Here is a 19,152-nt window from a genome sequence, read left to right on the forward strand (position 1 = left end):
CGTTTACTCCGATACTAAGAGTGAGAGAAAAAATTCGAGTGAGGAGATTTGTCTATGACTTTTTTCGACGCGATGCAACGGCTGAGCCGTTCATCTACATCCCCTCTGCTGATTGGCGGGTTAGAACTGTCACGCCCAAAACGTGTGGAACCTTTTTTTCAGCAAAGTACAGATGCTGTCTTTTTCTTTAATCATCTTGGTGAAATCATCTATTTCAACGAACAGCTTCCACGGATGCTCGGTTATTCGAAGGAAACTTTATATAATCATTTCGCCGTCTTCAATCCACCGGAACAGCATGCGTCCGTCACGGCATTTTTCGAGCGGGCCCTGGCCGGTGAGACGGTCCACTATACGGCACAAGGTCTGCATGCCGATCAACACCGGCTGACGCTCAAAATCACGAATATGCCGATTGAACAGGATGGGCATGTCGTCGGGGTGTACGGGATCGCACGTGACATCACACGCGAAAAACAGTTGGAGGATGATGTCGTCCACATCCGGTCGCAACTGGAACTGACGGAACAGATTCCGGAACTGGTCGTCTTTCATTACGATCCAGTGAACCGGACGATTGAGTATTCACCCTCTTTGATCAAATATTTGGGAATCGAGTCCAGTCCGGTGAATCCCTTTTCGAATGAACAGTTACATCAACGGATCCATCCGCGTGATTTTGATCCGCTCCGTTTTCAGATGATTCGCCTGCTTGATGGAGAAATCGATACGTTCGAACAGGAAGTGTCCGTCCTGAATGCTGACTACGAATACCAACTGTTACGTCTGAAGGCATTACGACGCGACGGTCCGACCGGATTGATTTCTCTGATTCTCTATGATTTGTCAGAAGTCAGTGAAGCGCGCCGTGAACTGGCACTCGAACGGGAACAGACGCGTGAAATCTATGAAGCACTCGAAGCCGCCATCTCGCAAATCGATTTATCAACCGGACGCCTGTTGTTTCATTCCAAAGGGTTTTTCCAGATTTTCGAAGAGTTGCCGCACGATTTGATCCTCAGTCAGGACTGGCTGTTCGAGCGACTTGACCCGCGTGACGTACCGGCAATGAAACGCTTCATCTTACAGTTGCAGTCTGGTAAAGCAAGTTCGATCCAGTACCGTCTGTCGTTCCCGGATGGGCGTATGAAATGGATTGAAGACCAACAAATCCCGGTCTTCCAGCTGGACGGTTCGATTGCCTATACGAACAGCATCATGCACGACATTACACTCCAAAAAGAGTACGAGGAACGCTTGCAACAGCTGGCGATGTATGACTCGGTCACCGGTCTGCCGAACCGCCTGTCGTTGACGGAGACGATCCGTGACTGGATGCAGGCGAACACGGCATTTTCGATTCTGTCGATTTCGTTTAACCGGATTTCGGATATCAACAATGCGTTTGGTCATGCTTCCGGTGACCAGTGGATTCAGGCGACAAGTGCACTCCTCAACACCTCAAAACCGGAGGGCGTCTTTTTCGGGCACCTCGGAGGCGACGAATATGCGATACTCGTTCCGTCGAGCCTCAAGGACGATATCACGTCCTATGCGGAAACGTTGTTATCTTTATCCGTCGAACCGATTTTGATTGATCCTTATGCCTTGTTCACCCGTGTCTCGATCGGCATCAGCCGTTTTCCGGACGACAGCAACGATCCGGTCGAATTGATGAAACATTCGTATACGGCGCTCCGGCGGTCACGACGTGAAAATCAGAGTACCGTCCATCATTATGCGTCCAATCTCGATATCGATTATTACCGCCGTTACCGGCTCGAACAGGATTTACACTATGCGATTGAACGGAAGCAACTGTTTCTTGAGTACCAACCGAAAGTCGACAGCTGGACGGGGAAAATCATCGGTCTCGAAGCGTTAATCCGCTGGCAACACCCGGAATGGGGACGGATTCCGCCCAATGATTTCATCCCGCTCGCCGAGGAAAGTGCCCTGCATATCGCAATCGGCGACTGGGTCGTCGAGACAGCGTGCCAGGCGATGCTTGACTGGTCCAGTGCCGGTGCCGATCTTGTCCCGGTATCCGTCAACGTCTCGCCGAAACGGTTTTTGATTCCCGGGTTCGAACACCAGATTGAACAGATACTGGCTACGTATCAATTGCCGGCCGAGCTGTTGGAACTGGAAATCACCGAAGCGGCATTGATCATGGATGATCCGAATATCAGCCGGACGCTGGAACATGTCAGCCGGCTCGGTGTCCGGATTGCGCTCGATGATTTCGGAAAAGGATATTCATCAATGGTCTACCTGCAACGTTATCCGATTGATGTCGTCAAGATCGATCGCCAGTTTGCGGTACATATCGCCGAGGATAAGAAAGCACAAGCTATCGTTAAAAGTATTCTCTACATGGCGAAGGAGTTTAATCTTGCCGTCATCGCGGAAGGCATTGAAACGATTCAACAGCTCGAGACGTTCCGGGCTCTTGAATGTCCGAACATCCAAGGGTATTTATTCAGCCGACCGGTGTCCGCGGCCGTCATGGAAAGTTTTCTGATCCGGGAAGTCTTGTATCCGATCGAAGCCTGTTCGCTTGCCTCGGATAACGTACCGAGCTTTACGGTCCAAGGCAAAATCAAGATGCTGCAACATCAAAATCAGACATTCGACTTTAGTTTTTCCGAGATTCAAGCCCACCGGACGAGTACACGTCATCTCTACTTTACGACCGATACTCCCTTACCTCTGCAAACCGCGACGTTTGAAGTCCGGTTGTCGGAAGGTCTTCAGCTGGTCTCCTGCACCCTGACTGTTACTGCTTTTGAGGACGGACAATATGTCGGACGCTATACGACGACGCAAGAAGCGGAACTGGTCTTACGGTTTTTCCAGACATTACGCTACAACGGGTGAAATAAGCACTAAGGTCGTTCTCGCGTGCCTTAGTGCTTTTTTGTTATAGTAATGAAAAGTGTATGCAAAAGGAGGGGTTCGATGCCCGCTGCTGAACAGGCCAAACGACACCGCCGTTCAACGAAATGGCAACTGGTCCGTCGTTTGTTGTTGCTCACGATCGGTGCCGTGATTTTCGCCATCGGACTCAAAGGATTCCTTGTCCCAAACAGTATCATCGATGGTGGGATTGTCGGCATTTCCATCATCGGATCGAAGTTGACCGATTCGACACTCGCGTTGTGGTTATTCTTTCTCAACATCCCGTTCATCTTCTTCGGTTATAAACAAATCGGGAAGACGTTTGCCTTATCGACGCTCTACGCCATTTCCGTCATGGCGATTGCGACAAAGTTACTGGAAGACATCGGTCCGATGACACGGGTCGATCTCCTCGCAACCGTCTTCGGTGGGTTGATTCTCGGAATCGGTGTCGGGATTGTCATCCGGGCGAGTGGTTCACTCGACGGGACCGAAATTTTAGCGGTCTCGTTCAGTCGCTCGACACCGTTTTCCGTCGGTGAAATCGTCATGTTCTTCAACGTCTTTATTTTAGGCGCTGCCGGTTTCGTCTTCGGTTGGGACCGGGCCATGTATTCCTTGATTACTTACTTCATCGCCTTCAAGACGATTGATGTCGTCATCGACGGGCTCGATCAGTCGAAGAGTGTCTGGATTATTTCTGAAAACCATGAAGAAATCGGTCTTGCCATCATGGACCGGCTTGGTCGGACGATGACGTACCTGAACGGGGAAGGTGCTTTTTCCGGCGACGACAAAAAAATCATTTTTTGTGTTATCAGTCGGTTGGAGGAAACAAAGCTGAAGGAAATCGTCCGCGATTTTGACGAAGAAGCCTTTATCGCGATCGGCAACATCCATGATGTCCATGGCGGTCGTTTCAAGAAAAAAGATATTCATTAACGTATCCTACTGCAGAGAGGAAGAATCGCCGTGTCGTTTTTGAAAAAACATCGCAAGAAATTGATTGCCGGACTGATTGTCCTCATCGTCTTAGTGTTGATTGCCATCGTCGGCATTTCTGCTTATGTCGGTTCTTCCTTAACGGAGCCGCCCCGGGAACCGTTGACGACTAATCCGAAAAAGGCGGAGGATCTGGCGTACGAAAATATCTCGTTCCGCTCTTACAAAGACCGGACCCGTCTGTCCGGCTGGTGGATTCCGAGTGAAGACGCCAAGTTGACGATCGTCTTTGCCCACGGGTACGGAAAAAACCGGGAACAAAACGATGTCCCGGTGTTGCCGCTGTTCAAAAAGTTCCATCAAGCCGGTTATAACGTCCTGACGTTTGATTTCCGCGGCTCCGGTCAATCGGAAGGCAAACGCGTCACGGTCGGAGCGAAGGAACAGGATGATTTATTGACCGCCGTCCGCTATGCGAAGTCCCGGGCATCAGAACCCGTCGTCCTCTACGGAATCTCGATGGGCGCCGCAACGTCTCTCGTCACGGCACCGAAAGCCGAAGTCGCGGGTGTCATCGCGGACAGTCCGTTCAGTGATCTCAAGAACTATCTTGCGACGAATCTGCCGGTCTGGAGCGGTCTGCCGAACTTCCCGTTCACGCCGGTCATCCTCCAGGTGACACCGCCTTTAACGGGACTGAACCCGGAACGCGTCCAACCGCTCGAAGCCATCCGCCGGATTGATTATCCGATTTTGATGATTCACGGGAAGGACGATGATGCGATTCCGGTCACGGAAAGTATGCGGCTGCAAAAAGCGGCTCCACGGTCTGAATTGTATGTGACGAAAAACGGCGGGCACGTCCAGTCGTACAAACATGACCGGCAAGCCTATGAAGAAAAAATTTTATCGTATCTCGAAGATATCCGCTAAAAAAAGAGACATTGTTCCGAGGAACAATGTCTCCTTTCGTCTATCCATTATCGTTTTAGAACGGCACTCCCGACAATCTTCAGGACTTCCGGCCGGCTGAGTTTTTCTTTTCCCCGCGCGAGCGCATCCAGTGTTCCGTGGGCGAGTGCAAGCGGAATCTTGCAGAACTCATAGATCGTCGTCTCTCTTGGAATCGAGGCGAGATATGCATCGGCTTCCGCCAGATTCTCCCGGGCATACTCGAACATCGTCTCCGTCGTCCAACCCGGTGGGAAATAGCCGACACCGCGTTCGGCGTCCTCCTGTTGATTGCGCAGGATGTTGACGGCCTGCAGTCCCCGTCCGAATCCGATCGCCTGCTGCTTGTCCGTCACGATACCGGCTTTCCAGTACCAGATGTCGGATAACATGACACCGACCAGTCCCGCAACGTAATACGTGTACTCGTCAAGATCTGCTGCCGTTTTGACCGTCCAGTCCCGTTCTGCCCAAGTGGCCATGCCTTCTGCCATCTCGGCTGTCGATTCCAGGACTTTCGTTCGAATACCCGCCGGACAATACGCAATCCACTCTGACAGGCGCAGTGTCACTTCCGGCAATTGATTCGCGTAAGGGGCAATCATCGTCCGGTATGTCTGCTCGTCGAATGTTCCCCGCATCATTAACGCCGTTTCGCGCAATAATGTCGTCTTGACCCCGGTCGGCAATTCTTCGTGGTCTTCGATTTCATCGATGGCCCGCATACATAAGTAAGCCGCTCCGACGGCTTCCTGTAGTTCCTGTGACAGACGGCTGATCGGTATATAAAAGGTCCGGCTCGTCGCTTTTAATACACGATTCGCATCTTTCTTCAGCTGCTTCGTCTCATTCATCCATTACACTCCCTCTTTAGTCAAAAAGGTTTCTTTTCTCTACATTACTATACACGATTCAAAAGAATTGAGCATTTTTTTGTTGAACGAAAAAACAGGACCGACATTGAAGTCCGTCCCGTCCTGGTCATGTATCTGTTCGTTGTTTTAATAATTGGCTCATCAGACCGGTACTTTGCGAAGCTTCCGCATTTTCATCCTGAATCGCCAGATAGATTTCTTTGCGGTGGATATCGATTTGCCGGGGCGCATTGATACCGAGTTTGACTTGATCCCCTTCGATCGCGAGAATCGTCAACTCAATATCATCCCCGATTTGAATCGCTTCTCCCGTTTTTCGTTTTAAGACGAGCATCAGCGGCCACCTACTTCGGTCAAACTGCCGATCATCCGACGATTCGCGTACGTTTCATCGAGAATGATTTGTTTCGCTTGACGGCGTTTCGTCTCCATGACGAATGGTGCCCGTAAGTTCGTCGTCGATTCCTGGAACGGTTCACGTAACGTGACCGTCGTATAGACGGCGACTTGTGCCGTTTCCTGAATCCCAAGTTGCTCCTTCGCCGATTCCGGTAATTCAAACACGTAATCCGGATCAATCCAAAATGGATTCGTCACGACAAACGCACACTCCGGCTGGTCAATCGATTGGAATGACCAAAAAGGAATCCCTTCGCCGAACGGTAAGAGGATAAAGCGTCGTGCTTCCGGAAAACCCGGTACTTCCGAAGCGAAAGTAATGATTTCACTTTCGTCCACTTGAACCGGACCAAAAAAATCAGTAATGATTTGCATATGATTATCCTTCCCCATCGAACATGCCGCCGACCGGCCACATATCCAGTTGATTTTGTTCCCGCAGATAAATTTCGACCGTACCTTCCGTCACATTCAACTCCGGTCGATTGACCTGAACCTCGATTCGCGGTCGTTCTGCTGTGTAATTGAGTTGCACTTCCACCGGTGTATAATTGATTTTGACGCGTTCGAGACTGCGTGGCGAAAAGCCGAGTGTCGTCACTTCAGCAGGCGGTGTGTCCCGCGATTTTGCGACGCGGGATACCGCATTTCCCCCTTGCTCGATTCGCATCAATTGATCGCCTTCAGACGCTGCCCGGCCAACTGCCTGTTGCCCCATCTGACGACCATATTCCGCATAACGCTGGACTGACTCAAAAGCTGGAAGTCGTCCCGTTTCAATCATCGCTTGGGTCGAATCAATTTCGAGTCGTGCTGCGACGGTTTCGATCGACAGATTCCCTTTCGGTTGTTCAATCGATAATGTCGCCGGTGCCTGATGTTGCTCAAGTGTCGCACGGGTGGTGTTGATTCCAATCTTCGCTGACGTTTGACGCATCTCAAGATGTGGCAGATTCACCGTCCGTCATCTCCTTCTTAACGTAAGAAATCAAGCAAGGTTGGCTGAATGATCCGCGCCCCCGCGCTGAGTGCCGCACGATGTAACGTTTCATACGACTTCAGTTCCATGATGACTTTTTCGGCTTCGATGTCTTCGTTATCCGACATGACCGATTTTGCGATAATTTCTTGATCTTCCAGACGAGATGCGTTCAGTTCAAGTCGGTTGACCCGCGCCCCAAGGTCAGCACGCGTTTCGACCGTCTGATTGAGCATACTATCAAGATCTTTTAACATCCCTGATAATTCGGCTCCATTATTTGAACTATCGACGGCACCTGCGTCTGAAACCCCACCAAGAGCATCGTATAATTTTTTGAGCGTCGTGAACGTCTCCGGACTAAATACATTTGTCGGTGAAACGTTGACTTGAACTTCAATTCCGGAAGAGATTTCATAACGGATGACTTCTTCTTCTTTTAGAGTTGGATCACCGTCTGTAAATACGGTATTAACCGACTTACCCGGTGTCGTTAAATATTCTTTCAGACCTTCCATCGAAATGAAGGGTTGATCCGTCTTTGTTCCATTAAAAATGGCTTTTTCATTATATTTCGTGTTCGCCAGTGTCCCGATATGTTCAATCAACTGACCCACTTCGCTCTGAATTGCTTTCCGTTGCGTAGCATCATACGTATCCGTCGCAGCTTGTGTCGTCAATTCGCGGACCCGACTCATGGCGGATGTCACTTCGTTGAGTGCCGAGTCCGTCAAGTCCATCCAACCTGTCGCTTCATTGACATTTTTTTTGAACTGTTCGACTTCACGCACTTCTGTCCGGTAACGAATCCCTTGCATTGCGACGACCGGATCTTCAGATGGTCGCTGAATCTTTTTTCCACTGATCAATTGTTCCTGCATCGCACTCAGTTTTTGATAACTGGCGGAGAGATGTCCGATATTTGTTTTCGTCAGCATCGTTTGTGTTACGCGCATTTAGTCATCACCGTCCTACGATTCCCATACCATTGATGATTTTATCAAGCATCTCATCAACCGTAGTAATATTACGCGCTGCCGCGTTGTATGCATGTTGGTACTGAATCATCATCGTCATCTCTTCATCGATTGAAACAGCCGAAACCGACATACGGCGCTGTTCCGCACTTTCCATCAAAACGGCAGAACTCTGACCGAGCCGAGCGACCTGATCCGTTGCGACTGCCATGTCTCCAATGACATTTTGGTAAAACGAACCGATTGTCGTCGTCGTATCGGATCGTTCAAAACGAATGCTTGCCGTCTTCATGTTGGCCAGTTTCAAGGCACCGGCACTATCACCGATGTTTCCGTCTGTCGAGGTAGCAATGTTATCCAGGCTCTTTTTAATGTCTGCTCCAAGCGTGATCGACTTCGCTGTGATTACTCCTCCGTTGGAAGAAACAAAAAATTCACTTGTACCCGCTGTTTTGTCTTTTTTTACATTCGTCGCATGCGCTTCGTTGAATGCTGTCGCAAACGTTGCTGCCATCTCATCCAGGTGTCCCTGCATATTGACATACTCACCCGTTGCTTGACCATCCTCAACGTGTCCGTACATCTCAATCAGACCAATTAATCGACCTGATGAAAAACCGCCGGCTGCGTCAAATGAGATCGTTTGTGAATCTGTTTTGAATCCTGTATAGAGACCATTGTCATCTGTTGTAAAGGTCAACGTTCCTGCTTTTGGTAAATCTGAATCCACTGCAAGCAACTTGTCACCATTCGGTAATTTGATTCGAACATCAATCCGGCCTTCTGCCGTTTTAACCGTATTCCCAAGTGTTCCTTGCTGAATCGCATCACCGTCGACTGATACTTTTTCAAAATCGACGTACTCTGCGAGTTCATCGAAATAACGGTCTCGTTCATCATAAAGTGCATTTGGTAACACACCAAGCGGTTCGACTGTATGAATTTCAGCATTGATATTATGAATCTTTTTGAACAGATCATTTACTTTTTTAGTCGAGACCTCAATTTCACTTTTCAGGTCACCTTGTACTTGATTAAGTGCCTTCGCCATGTAATTAAACGTTTGTGTCAATGTCTCCGCTTTTTGACGGACGACACTCCGGGCACCTGAATCCTGGGGATTCGTTGATAAGGTCTGAAGGGATTCCCAAAACCCGTCAAATGCTTTGGACAAGCCGGTATCGGATGGTTCATTGATGACATCTTCCATACGACCGAATGCTGCTTCTTTTGTACCATAGTAAGATGTCTTCGTTGCCTCGTCTCGATATTGTTTATCGAGCATGACATCGCGGACACGTTCGAGGAGTTCACCTTTTACACCCGTACCGATTTGTCCCATTTTACCCGTACCGATTGCCATCGACAGTTGTTCCGTCGTCGCCATGACAAGACGTTGCCGCGAAAAGCCGGCCGTTCCTGCATTTGCGATATTGTTTCCGGTCGACTGGAGCGCCCACTGATTCGTCGTCAGTGCACGACGACCGGTTTCAAGCCCCATGAATGTTGATCCCATGTATTTGCCTCCTTAAGCATTTCGATTGAAATGTGCGCGATCAAGCGCGGACTGACCATATGTAAAATCATCTGCTTCTGGTATCAACAATTCCAGATGCCAGTTTAAGTAGTGTAACGATTGGGTCAGTAAATCAGCATTTAATTCGTTGAGTACTTTTAACTGACCAATCGTTTGAAGTAACCGACGCATGGAATTGACATCCTCCGGGTGGGCTTGAAGCCACTCCGTCATCGTCATCGTGCCCATCTGCGTCAGGCGTTGTTGTTCCAACTGTTCGATTCGTTTTAAATGAATCGGCTCTTCCTTGACGAGTTGCGAAAGACGTTGCATATCATTTTGAATCAAGACCTGCTTTTTTTCTTTTGCCAATTCAAGTAGTGCGGCATGTTCCGCCGTCAGCTGATCGATGAGTTCCATCCGTCATGTCCTCCTCTTCCGTCTATGTTCGTTCATATAAAAAGCGACCCGCGCATCCTTGCCCCGAGTCGCCTCTATTGTCTAAGTTAGTCTTCTTACAAGTTCAAGAAACGTTCCGCGATTTTCTTCGCATCCGGTTTGTAGGTTCCATCCTGAATGGCTTGTCGAAGGGATTCGATTTTTTCGGTCCGTGAAGGCGTCGTTTCATTGAAACGCAGACGCGCTTCGCTTGAAATCGTCACTTCATCCGGCCGATTCGTGCGTGTTGGTTCTGTTCCTTCTACTTTTTGATTTCTTTCGTACGTTTTAGGCATGTTAACCCATTTCGTAGAATCAATTCGCATGTGAACACCTGCTTTCTAGACTACAAGATTCTTAATTCAAGTTCGATACGTTCGCGGTTTCGAAGGGGTAGAAGAATCTAGCATCGCTTGGGCGAGGTCACGTCGCAGTTTTTCACGACATCCGGCACAAATCGTGCCATCACGGGAGGGCTTCCCGCAACTCTCACACATGATGTCCATCTGAGAAATCTCAGAGATCAACAATCGCCCTTCTTTGATGTAACGGAAGACCGTTTCTCTCTTTACTCCGATAACCATCTCAACATCCTTAGGTGAGGTTCGGACTTTTCGCCGTTCTCGCAGGAACTCACGCACCTTCTCAAAATCAGTATGATCTTTTCTGATACAATCGACACACAGATCAGAAGATTGACGAACAAATAACTTCCCACAAGTTTTGCAGTTTAATACATCCATTTCCTTCACCTCATATTGAGTATCGGCAGAAATGAAGATTTTTTAAACACTTCGAAATAAAGTTACCGCAGAAATTTCTTTGGCGCCGGCTCCATAAAGCCGCGAAGCCGCTTGGTGCAAGGTGATTCCGGTCGTATAGACATCATCGACCAGCAAAATCGTTTTTCCGGTCACCGGCTGAATGACGTGATACGGATTGTCCCGTTCCAGTCGTTCGTGCCTCGTCTGATGGCTGAATGCGGCTCCATCCGCCCGTTCGAGCACAAGCCGGACCCGTCCCCGCATCATCCGGGCGATCAGTTCCGCCTGATTGAATCGGCGTTCGCGCAAACGTTCCGGACTGAGCGGAATCGGGACAATCCAATCCTGTTTGACTTTTACCTTTTTGAGCTCTGTTTTAAACACGTCGAGCAAAGCCGTGTCCCCGAGAAACTTATACCGTTTCATGAACGCCTTTGCTTGTGTCTGATAAAGAAATAGCGGGTGCGTGACCAATCGTCGTCCCTGGTTGCGCCAGTTCTGACAATCCGAACAGAGCGGCAGTCCCGGTTTTCCGCAATCCTCACACCCTCCGCATTCCCCTCTTTTTACAAATTCTATTTTACAGGTCGGACACAGGGTTTGACTAGTCCAGACATTTGATAACGTCCAGCCGGGTAAAAAGTCCTGCCTGCACAGGTAACAGTTCATCGAAATCCCTCCCGGTTCGCTCGTTTAATGTGATGAATCGCTTGGTACATCGCATCGGACCGGTCATTCGCAAACAATACGACGTCCCCTTCCGGAAAATCAGCATTTCGTCCGACCCGTCCGCTGATTTGAATCAAGGCCGCACTGCTGAAAGATTGATCGGCATCGAGAACTGCCACTTGAACGTCGACTAACGTCACGCCCCGTTCGAGGATCGTCGTTGTCAACAAAATACCGGTCGTCTGACGGAAACGGGCGACCTTTGTGACCCGCTCCGGATCGGCAGCATGGACGGTTTCGCACTCGATCCCCTGCTGATGCAAAAAGGTCTGCCATGTCTCAAGCGCCGCGACTTGCGGCACGAACAACAGACGTGGTTTAGTCGCATGCGTTCGAAGCCAGTCTACGATATCCTGTTTCGTATAGGGAATCTGCAGGCGGGGAATCGGCAACGGAAAACCATGATAGCGGCGCATCAAACGAACCGTTGGCAGGCGTTGATCGCGCAACGAAGGTGTCGCACTGAGTAAAATCAAAGAAGAACCGGGAGCCGTCGCCTGACGGACATAGCGGTGTAACGTCCGATCGGTCCGGTACGGAAAGGCATCGACCTCATCAATGAAGACGACGTCAAAACACGCGCGGTAATGAATCAATTGATGGGTCGTACTGATTGTGATGTCGCCGAGTCCCAACCGGTCAGCGGACCCTCCAAACAACGAAACGATGGTTGCCTGTTGAAACGCCCGTCTCAGATGCCCTGTCAATTCCCGGACGACGTCCGCGCGCGGCGTCGTAATCAGGACACGGCGATTCGTACAAAGTGCCCGTTCGATGCCCGGAAACAACATCGGCGTTTTTCCGGCGCCGCAGACGGCATGGACAAGCAGCTTCTCTTGTTGATCAATCGTCCGGCTAATCGCATCGGCAATCCGTTGCTGATCACTCGTCAAATTCAGTTCCGTATGATAATCGGGACGGACGGGGTCAAGCGGGCGCGGATCCGTGACAAGGCGGTCACACGTCCGCAGTTTGCCGAAAATCAAACAATGGCGGCAGTAATAACAGCGTTTCCCGCACGTACACGGTCCGCGGGTCGGTAATTTTCCGCACCGCTCGCAACGCCACGTGACAGCCGGCCGGTATTCAAGAGGAGCATCGACCGACATGTCGAGCCGGTAGTCGGGAATCAATCGTCCACGTAAATCCATAAGTCACTTCCTTTCGTTGACTGACTCTCCTTTTCGGCAAGTCGAACGGACTTCCTGCCGCCGCCTGGAAGCATCCATTTAGCATAACGGGACGAAAAAAGCGTACCTGCTTTCGCAGATACGCCGTTGTTCATTGTATGTCCTATGGATAATACAGGGTTACGCTTCTTGATACCAGGTGATGCCGATCGCACCGGGTCCTAAGTGGGTCCCGATGACAGGACCAAACACACTCATCTCAATCCGGGCGTCCGGGAACCGTTCTTGCAGGACGGCAATTTCCGCTTCCGCTTTTGAAGAGTCTTCCGCATGGATGACACCGATGACATGACCGGCACCGGTTCCTTGAATCGTCTCATCCATCATTTCCTCAATCCGTTTGACGGCCCGTTTGAACGTTCGGATTTTTTCGAACGGCACGATTTTCCCGTCAACGAAATGAAGCACCGGTTTGATTTTAAGGAAAGAACCGACGACAGCTTGTGTCATGCTGAGACGTCCGCCGCGTTGGAGGTGTTCCAAGTCATCGACCACGAAATAGGCACGGATGACTTCTTTTAATGCTTCAAGACGGGCGACGATGTCACGCGCCGTCGCACCGGCATCACGCATCCGAACGGCTTCTTTGACTAAAAAGGCTTGCGGCATACAGGAAATCCGCGAATCAATCGGATGGACCTGAACGTGTTCGACCATCATGTTAATCGTATGTAAGGCCTGGTACGTCCCACTGATTCCGCTTGATAACGTGATACCGATGATATCCGTCCCTTGCGGAAGTTGTTCAAACGAATCAACAAGATCACCGATGTTCGGCTGTGAGGTCGTCGGTAAACTTCCCGTCTGAATCCGTTGATAAAAATCAGGTACGGAAATATCGAGTCCTTCACGATACGCATCTCCGTCAAAGATGACACTGAGCGGTGCAACATGGACATTGTTTTCTTCACAATAGGTAGTTGGCAGATAGGCAGTACTATCCGTTAAAATCACAATCTGGCTCATTCGTGAATTTCCTCGCTTTTAAGAGTTCCGTCGTGACATAAGGTATTCTGACAGGTCACAATCGGTTTTTATCATATCACAGGTTGAAGTCTAAAAAAAAGAAAGACGGAGCCGACTCGGCTTCCGTCCTGACCTTAAACGACGACGACCCAGCCGCGGCGAATCGCTTCGACGACAGCACCGGTCCGATCGGGTACATTCATCTTACGTAAAATAGAGGATACGTGGTTTTTAACGGTTTTCTCACTGATGAACAACGTATCGCTGATCGCCCGGTTCGAGAAACCGTCCGCGAGCAGCTGCAGGACTTCACATTCCCGGCGTGTCAACACATGTAACGGTGCTTCGGCGACACGTTTTTCAATCGGTTGTGAAGACATCGTCTGCTTCATCTTCATCAGACGACGGTATTCCTGTAACAGGTTCGGTGTGACTTTCGGGTGGACATATCCGCCTTCCCGGTACACAGACCGGATCGCATTGACCAGTTCATCCGTCGCCATCTCTTTTAAGAGATAACCGACCGCCCCTGCTCCAAGCGCATGCATGACATAGGTTTCATCGTCATGGATTGACAGGATGATGACCCGGACTTCCGGATGGACTTCCATCAAACGTTTCGTTGCTTCGACCCCGTTGACTTTCGGCATATTTATATCCATTAAGACGATATCCGGCTGATGTGCTTCAACGAGTGGAATCACGTCTGCTCCACTCTCGCCCTCCGCGACGACGACGAACTCTTCTTCGAAATCAAGAATCCGTTTGACGCCTTCCCGGAATAACTGATGATCGTCGATGATGACTACTTTTACTTGCTCGTTATTCACAGTGTTTCTCCTCTCACTCCGGATTCCTCAACTGGAATCCTTACCTTGATGACTGTCCCTTTACCTGGCTGCGTCTCAATCTCAAATTCCCCGTCTATCAATTCAATCCGTTCCCGCATCCCGATCAGTCCGAATGACTCATCACACGATTCGACGATGGAATCAAAATCAAATCCGATCCCGTTATCTTTAACATGAATTCGAACGGAATGTTGATACTGTTCTATGATAATACGAATGTCCCCTGCTTTGGAATGCTTAACTGCATTTTGGACCGCTTCCTGCACAATTCGGAAGACGGCGACTTCATATGTGGACTCAATCCGTTCGCCGCCTCCGAGATAATTAAAGTGAATCGGGATGTTGGAAATTTCCTGCATATGTCGTAAATAGCGTTCAAGTGTCGGGACGAATCCGAGATCATCCAGCGTCATCGGCCGTAAATCATAGATGATACGTCGAATGTCAGCTAATCCATCACGAATCAATTTCCGCAGACGATGTATTTCTTCAAAGGCCGCTTCCGCGCCATTATGCTGGTGAATCTTTTCAATCAAATCAGCCCGGATCAACACGTGGGCAAGCGTCTGCGCAGGACCGTCATGCATATCCCGCGACAGGCGGCGGCGCTCATTCTCTGCCGACTGGAATACTTTTAAACCCATCTCTTGTTTTTGCATCGCTTTTTCGTACTTTTCGTTCATGACCTGCATGTCGTCCGTCAGGAAATTCAACACGACCGAAACACGGCTGATCAGCATGTCGGCACGTTCTATCGTTTCGTCCAGTTGAATCAAACGTCGTTCGAGCTCGTCCCGCCGTTTGCGGCAGTTCATCTCATCGCGTTGATTGATGAATGACTCGAGCTGAAGCGAGTTCGCCGTCTCATAAGCAGAACGAATATCTTGTTCCGAGTAGTTGTCGAAGTTTTTGCTCACGATGACGAGTCGCGCTTTCGAATCCTTAATGTGTCGTTCCAGCCGTTCAGCTTCTTTAATGTAGTCGTGAACACGTGTCTTCAACTCCCGTAGCTCCTGCTGAATTTCAGCATACTGCTCACGTGAACTTTCGGTAATCCGGACGATTTCTTCCCGGCTTTCTTCTACGACACCAATGATGTTCTGTACGATATCATTCAAGGACAGTCGCTCCCCCATCTCATTCGTCATACTACTCCCTCCGTTCCTTGCCAGTCCCCACGGTTGTCTCTCTCTCAAATCGTCGTTATGCTAGAAAGAACTAGTTAACGAGGAGGACATTTTTGATTATGACATTATTTAATTATTATACAGTAAAAGAAAACGGTTTCCATGAAATCATTATCCAAAAGTCACGATTTATTACATATTTGGCGCGTACCACCTCGGAAGAAGAGGCTCAGCGCTTCATTGCGGACCTCAAAAAAAAACATTCGGATGCCAATCATAATTGCTCCGCCTACATCATCGGCGAACGCAATGAGATTCAAAAAGCCAATGATGACGGCGAACCGAGTGGAACGGCAGGCGTCCCGATGCTGGAAGTCTTAAAAAAACGGAATCTCCGCAATACGGTCGTCGTCGTGACCCGATACTTCGGCGGCATCAAGCTCGGCGGCGGCGGATTGATCCGGGCTTACGGCTCGAGTGTCTCGGAAGGCCTGAACGCTGTCGGTATCGTTGAACGGATTGCCCACGATTTAGTGGAAATCACGGTCGACTACACCTGGCTCGGAAAGCTGGAAAATGAATTACGGGCAACCGAACACATCATTGATCAGATTCATTATCTTGATCATGTCAAAATCGATGTCTGGGTCGAGGAAACAGCCGTCCCCGCCTTCCTTGAGTGGATGACGAATTTGACGAACGGGCAAGCCCTGCTCGAGAAAACGCATTCGCGCTATGTCGAACGTGACATTCAACCTTGACCTGCTATACTGATTGTAAAGAATTTAAAAGTTTTCTAATAATTCAGTAAAGTAAGGAGTAATGAATCGTGGATGATTCCAAACGATCCCGTTCTACCAAACCAAAACCAAAGCGGTCGTGGTTTAAAGTGTTCGTCACCGTTTTTCTAGTCGTATTTATCGCTGGAGGTGCTGCATTTGCCTATGTCGCTAATAAAACGTTCCAAACCGCCAAACAATCAGAAGTCGAACTGTCACGTGGAGATAAATCAGATAAGCGGGCAGCTGCCGTCGACTTAACGAAAGATCATTTTTCCGTCCTGCTCGTCGGAACGGATGAACGTCCGGGTGATACGTCCTCACGTGCCGATACGATGATTGTCGCAACGTTCAACAAAACGGATAAACAAGTCAGTTTGCTGAGTATTCCTCGTGATTCCCTCGTCATGATCCCGTCTGTCGGGTACGAAGATAAAATCAATCATTCCTATGCGTTCGGCGGCATTGATTCAACGATTGAGACCGTCGAAAAGTTGCTCGATATCCCGATTGATTATTACGGTTCAATCAATTTCAATGGTGTCGTTGCGATTGTCGATGCTGTCGGCGGCATTGAAGTCGATGTCAAATTACCAATCGATACGTTAAACTCTTCCGACAAAAAGGGCGGCGTCAAACTCGAGCCCGGTCTTCAACGCTTAAACGGTGAGGAAGCTCTTGCCTATGCCCGGATGCGTTACGAAGATCCAGAAGGAGATATCGGACGGACGAAACGCCAACAACAGGTTGTCCAAGCGATCATCGATCAATCGACATCCTTTGGATCCATCACAAAGCTGAACAAGTTGATGGATGCGACCGGGGATAATTTCACGACAAACATGTCCCTGACGGAAGCGTTCCAATTACAGCCGTTCGTCAAATCCTTGAATACCGTCAACCGGATTGATTTAAAAGGGACGGATACCAAGATCAACGGTGCCTACTATTATAAGCTCGACCCAGGTTCTCTCGCCGATGCGAAAACGATGTTAAAGGAACAGTTGAACTTGCCTGATACAGCGGATGAATCGACTTCAACACCGGAGGTTACCGATGATTCAACGACTGGAATCAACTGATTATCCCGAACTTTACCGGCTTCAACAACAGGCTTACCGGGTCGAGGCAGAATTGATCGGTGCCGCTCTCTTTCCACCGCTTCTTCAGACAGAAGCCGCGTTGCACGAGGAGCACCCGATCGGTTATATCATGCGTCTTGACGGGCGACTCGTCGGAGCGGTAACAGTCGAAGGAGAGACCATCACCCGGTTGCTCGTTTCCCCGGATTATTTTCGTCAAGGTATCGCCACGCAACTGCTCCGGTATGCCTGCGAAAAACAACCGCTCCGCTTCGTCTCTACAGCTGCCTTAAATGAGCCGGCGATTGCGTTGTATCAAAAATTCGGATTTCAATCCATCCGTCAAGTCAAACAAGATTCAATCGTACTCGTGACACTTGAATGCGATGACGTTTCCGATACGTGATTGGTTATAGAGAGAGGTTAACTTAAACGTCAGTCTCTACAAAGAAAAGGGTGGCAGAACAATTCTGCCACCCTTTGTCTTGTTCAAAATCAGAACCAGCCCATGACGGATCCAATCAATGCACCCAAAATAACAATCCGGAGCGGTGATTGTTTATAAAATCGGAGCAGACAAAACAAACCGAATGCAACGAAAAAATCGACTCCTGTTTTGACGCTCGACGTGAAAATCGGATCATATAACGCAGCAAGCAGAATTCCGACGACCGCTGCATTGACACCAATCAACATCCGGCCGACCTGTTTGTTGCCACGGACCCGGTCCCAAAACGGCAGGACACCGAGGACAAGTAAAAAGCCAGGCAGGAAGATGGCGAGAGTCGCAAGGATTCCGCCCATCAGTCCGTTCACGACCGTCCCGAGGTACGTCGCGAAGGTAAAGAGCGGTCCTGGGACGGCTTGCGCTGCCGCATACCCGGCAAGAAAACTATCACCCGTCAAAAAGTCCGGCACAAGCGACTGCTGTAAGAATGGCAGGACGACATGTCCACCACCAAACACGAGTGCACCTGCACTGTACATGATACTCGTCAGTTGAAGATTTCCTGTCGCGTTAGCGGCTAGGAAAGGTGTCACGACGAGCAGGACGACGAACAAAATCAACGCACCGATGCTGAGAACACGTGGCACACGAATATCTAGTTTCCCACCACCCGCAGGTTCATCTTCAAACCAAAATAGACCAATCAGTGCCGCAACAAGCAAGACACCGACTTGTGCCAATGGATGGGCAAGCACCAAGACACCGGCCAACGCCAGCAACATTAAAAATAACCGTTTCGGACCAACTGCAAGTTTTGTTCCCATACCGAGAACCGCATCCGCAACGATGGCGACCGCAACCAGTTTCAGACCATGGATGAAACCGGCTTCCGTTAAATCAAATTCGGTTGCGAGCAACGCAAAAATGATTAACAGAATACTTGATGGTAACGTAAAGCCGATGAATGAGACTATCGCCCCGACGACTCCACCCCGGACAAGACCAATTCCCATCCCGACCTGACTCGAAGCCGGTCCTGGCAAGAATTGGCAAAGGGCGACGAGATCGGCATAGGCTTTCTCATCCACCCATTTCCTTCGCTTGACGTATTCCTCGTAAAAGTAGCCTAAATGGGCAACCGGTCCGCCAAATGATGTTAATCCAAGCTTCAAGGACACGATAAAAATTTCGATCCATCTGTTCATATAACCACCTCCACGCTGAATTATACGAAAAAT

General features: G+C 49.4%; 21 protein-coding genes. 6 read left to right on the forward strand and 15 right to left on the reverse strand.

The genetic code is table 11. The annotated features are described in order from the left end of the window. Positions 1 to 54: 54 nt before the first annotated feature. From AC3IRK_RS12775 to AC3IRK_RS12785, 3 genes are all read left to right on the forward strand, one after another. Positions 55 to 2,880, forward strand: a complete 2,826-nt coding sequence (locus AC3IRK_RS12775) for a sensor domain-containing protein (RefSeq protein WP_489170049.1) — start codon at positions 55 to 57, stop codon at positions 2,878 to 2,880. 81 nt (positions 2,881 to 2,961) lie between these two features. Beyond that, on the forward strand, positions 2,962 to 3,843 hold the full coding sequence (locus AC3IRK_RS12780; protein WP_114595077.1) for a YitT family protein: 882 nt from the start codon (positions 2,962 to 2,964) through the stop codon (positions 3,841 to 3,843). A gap of 30 nt (positions 3,844 to 3,873) precedes the next feature. Beyond that, positions 3,874 to 4,776 (forward strand): alpha/beta hydrolase, encoded by a 903-nt coding sequence (locus AC3IRK_RS12785; RefSeq protein WP_131972292.1) that lies wholly within the window; start codon positions 3,874 to 3,876, stop codon positions 4,774 to 4,776. A 47-nt stretch (positions 4,777 to 4,823) separates the two neighbouring features. Here the strand turns inward: AC3IRK_RS12785 and AC3IRK_RS12790 are convergent, their stop codons facing one another. The 14 genes from AC3IRK_RS12790 to AC3IRK_RS12855 all read right to left on the reverse strand — a co-directional run bounded on the left by AC3IRK_RS12790 (position 4,824) and on the right by AC3IRK_RS12855 (position 15,626). Continuing rightward, positions 4,824 to 5,648: a squalene/phytoene synthase family protein gene (locus AC3IRK_RS12790; protein WP_131502230.1), complete on the reverse strand. Its 825-nt coding sequence runs from the start codon at positions 5,646 to 5,648 to the stop codon at positions 4,824 to 4,826. Positions 5,649 to 5,775: 127 nt separating this feature from the next. Continuing rightward, positions 5,776 to 6,003 carry a carbon storage regulator CsrA gene (csrA, locus tag AC3IRK_RS12795; protein WP_026827533.1) on the reverse strand — a complete coding sequence of 76 codons (228 nt, stop codon included), beginning with the start codon at positions 6,001 to 6,003 and terminating at the stop codon, positions 5,776 to 5,778. Further along, the gene (gene fliW / locus AC3IRK_RS12800) at positions 6,003 to 6,443 is read right to left on the reverse strand and encodes a flagellar assembly protein FliW (protein ID WP_251138601.1); all 441 of its coding nucleotides are present in this window, start codon (positions 6,441 to 6,443) and stop codon (positions 6,003 to 6,005) included. Before fliW ends, csrA begins: the two co-directional genes overlap by 1 nt. A gap of 4 nt (positions 6,444 to 6,447) precedes the next feature. Further along, positions 6,448 to 7,026 carry a DUF6470 family protein gene (locus tag AC3IRK_RS12805; RefSeq protein WP_426354023.1) on the reverse strand — a complete coding sequence of 193 codons (579 nt, stop codon included), beginning with the start codon at positions 7,024 to 7,026 and terminating at the stop codon, positions 6,448 to 6,450. Between the two features lie 17 nt (positions 7,027 to 7,043). Further along, the gene (flgL, locus tag AC3IRK_RS12810) at positions 7,044 to 8,003 is read right to left on the reverse strand and encodes a flagellar hook-associated protein FlgL (protein WP_426354025.1); all 960 of its coding nucleotides are present in this window, start codon (positions 8,001 to 8,003) and stop codon (positions 7,044 to 7,046) included. A gap of 7 nt (positions 8,004 to 8,010) precedes the next feature. Next, positions 8,011 to 9,540, reverse strand: coding sequence for a flagellar hook-associated protein FlgK (gene flgK / locus AC3IRK_RS12815; RefSeq protein ID WP_131972290.1), 1,530 nt, complete (start codon positions 9,538 to 9,540; stop codon positions 8,011 to 8,013). Positions 9,541 to 9,552: 12 nt separating this feature from the next. Then, on the reverse strand, positions 9,553 to 9,960 hold the full coding sequence (locus AC3IRK_RS12820) for a flagellar protein FlgN (RefSeq protein ID WP_131502235.1): 408 nt from the start codon (positions 9,958 to 9,960) through the stop codon (positions 9,553 to 9,555). A 95-nt stretch (positions 9,961 to 10,055) separates the two neighbouring features. Further along, positions 10,056 to 10,304, reverse strand: coding sequence for a flagellar biosynthesis anti-sigma factor FlgM (gene flgM, locus AC3IRK_RS12825; RefSeq protein WP_012371329.1), 249 nt, complete (start codon positions 10,302 to 10,304; stop codon positions 10,056 to 10,058). A gap of 459 nt (positions 10,305 to 10,763) precedes the next feature. After that, entirely contained in the window at positions 10,764 to 11,168 is a 405-nt protein-coding gene (locus AC3IRK_RS12830) for a ComF family protein (RefSeq protein WP_251138602.1), read from the reverse strand. Next, positions 11,155 to 11,280, reverse strand: a complete 126-nt coding sequence (locus AC3IRK_RS12835; RefSeq protein ID WP_255508362.1) for a hypothetical protein — start codon at positions 11,278 to 11,280, stop codon at positions 11,155 to 11,157. The genes AC3IRK_RS12830 and AC3IRK_RS12835 overlap by 14 nt, the downstream gene beginning before the upstream one ends. A 127-nt stretch (positions 11,281 to 11,407) precedes the next feature. Next, positions 11,408 to 12,622 carry a helicase-related protein gene (locus AC3IRK_RS12840; protein ID WP_489170050.1) on the reverse strand — a complete coding sequence of 405 codons (1,215 nt, stop codon included), beginning with the start codon at positions 12,620 to 12,622 and terminating at the stop codon, positions 11,408 to 11,410. Positions 12,623 to 12,781: 159 nt separating this feature from the next. Then, positions 12,782 to 13,627, reverse strand: coding sequence for a DegV family protein (locus AC3IRK_RS12845; RefSeq protein ID WP_489170051.1), 846 nt, complete (start codon positions 13,625 to 13,627; stop codon positions 12,782 to 12,784). Positions 13,628 to 13,761: 134 nt separating this feature from the next. Next, a complete protein-coding gene (locus AC3IRK_RS12850) occupies positions 13,762 to 14,457 on the reverse strand; it encodes a response regulator (protein WP_012371334.1) in 696 nt (231 codons plus the stop codon). Continuing rightward, positions 14,454 to 15,626, reverse strand: coding sequence for a sensor histidine kinase (locus tag AC3IRK_RS12855; protein WP_131502238.1), 1,173 nt, complete (start codon positions 15,624 to 15,626; stop codon positions 14,454 to 14,456). Before AC3IRK_RS12855 ends, AC3IRK_RS12850 begins: the two co-directional genes overlap by 4 nt. Positions 15,627 to 15,724: 98 nt before the next feature. Here AC3IRK_RS12855 and AC3IRK_RS12860 point away from each other — a divergent pair, with 98 nt between their 5' ends. From AC3IRK_RS12860 to AC3IRK_RS12870, 3 genes are all read left to right on the forward strand, one after another. Beyond that, positions 15,725 to 16,366 carry a YigZ family protein gene (locus tag AC3IRK_RS12860; protein ID WP_188005462.1) on the forward strand — a complete coding sequence of 214 codons (642 nt, stop codon included), beginning with the start codon at positions 15,725 to 15,727 and terminating at the stop codon, positions 16,364 to 16,366. Positions 16,367 to 16,434: 68 nt separating this feature from the next. After that, a complete protein-coding gene (locus tag AC3IRK_RS12865; protein WP_131502240.1) occupies positions 16,435 to 17,466 on the forward strand; it encodes an LCP family protein in 1,032 nt (343 codons plus the stop codon). Continuing rightward, a complete protein-coding gene (locus AC3IRK_RS12870) occupies positions 17,441 to 17,872 on the forward strand; it encodes a GNAT family N-acetyltransferase (RefSeq protein ID WP_131502241.1) in 432 nt (143 codons plus the stop codon). The genes AC3IRK_RS12865 and AC3IRK_RS12870 overlap by 26 nt, the downstream gene beginning before the upstream one ends. A gap of 89 nt (positions 17,873 to 17,961) precedes the next feature. Here the strand turns inward: AC3IRK_RS12870 and chrA are convergent, their stop codons facing one another. Further along, positions 17,962 to 19,119, reverse strand: a complete 1,158-nt coding sequence (gene chrA, locus AC3IRK_RS12875) for a chromate efflux transporter (RefSeq protein WP_131502242.1) — start codon at positions 19,117 to 19,119, stop codon at positions 17,962 to 17,964. Between the last annotated feature and the right edge of the window lie 33 nt (positions 19,120 to 19,152).

The sequence above is a fragment of the Exiguobacterium sp. GL_137 genome, from assembly GCF_057834585.1.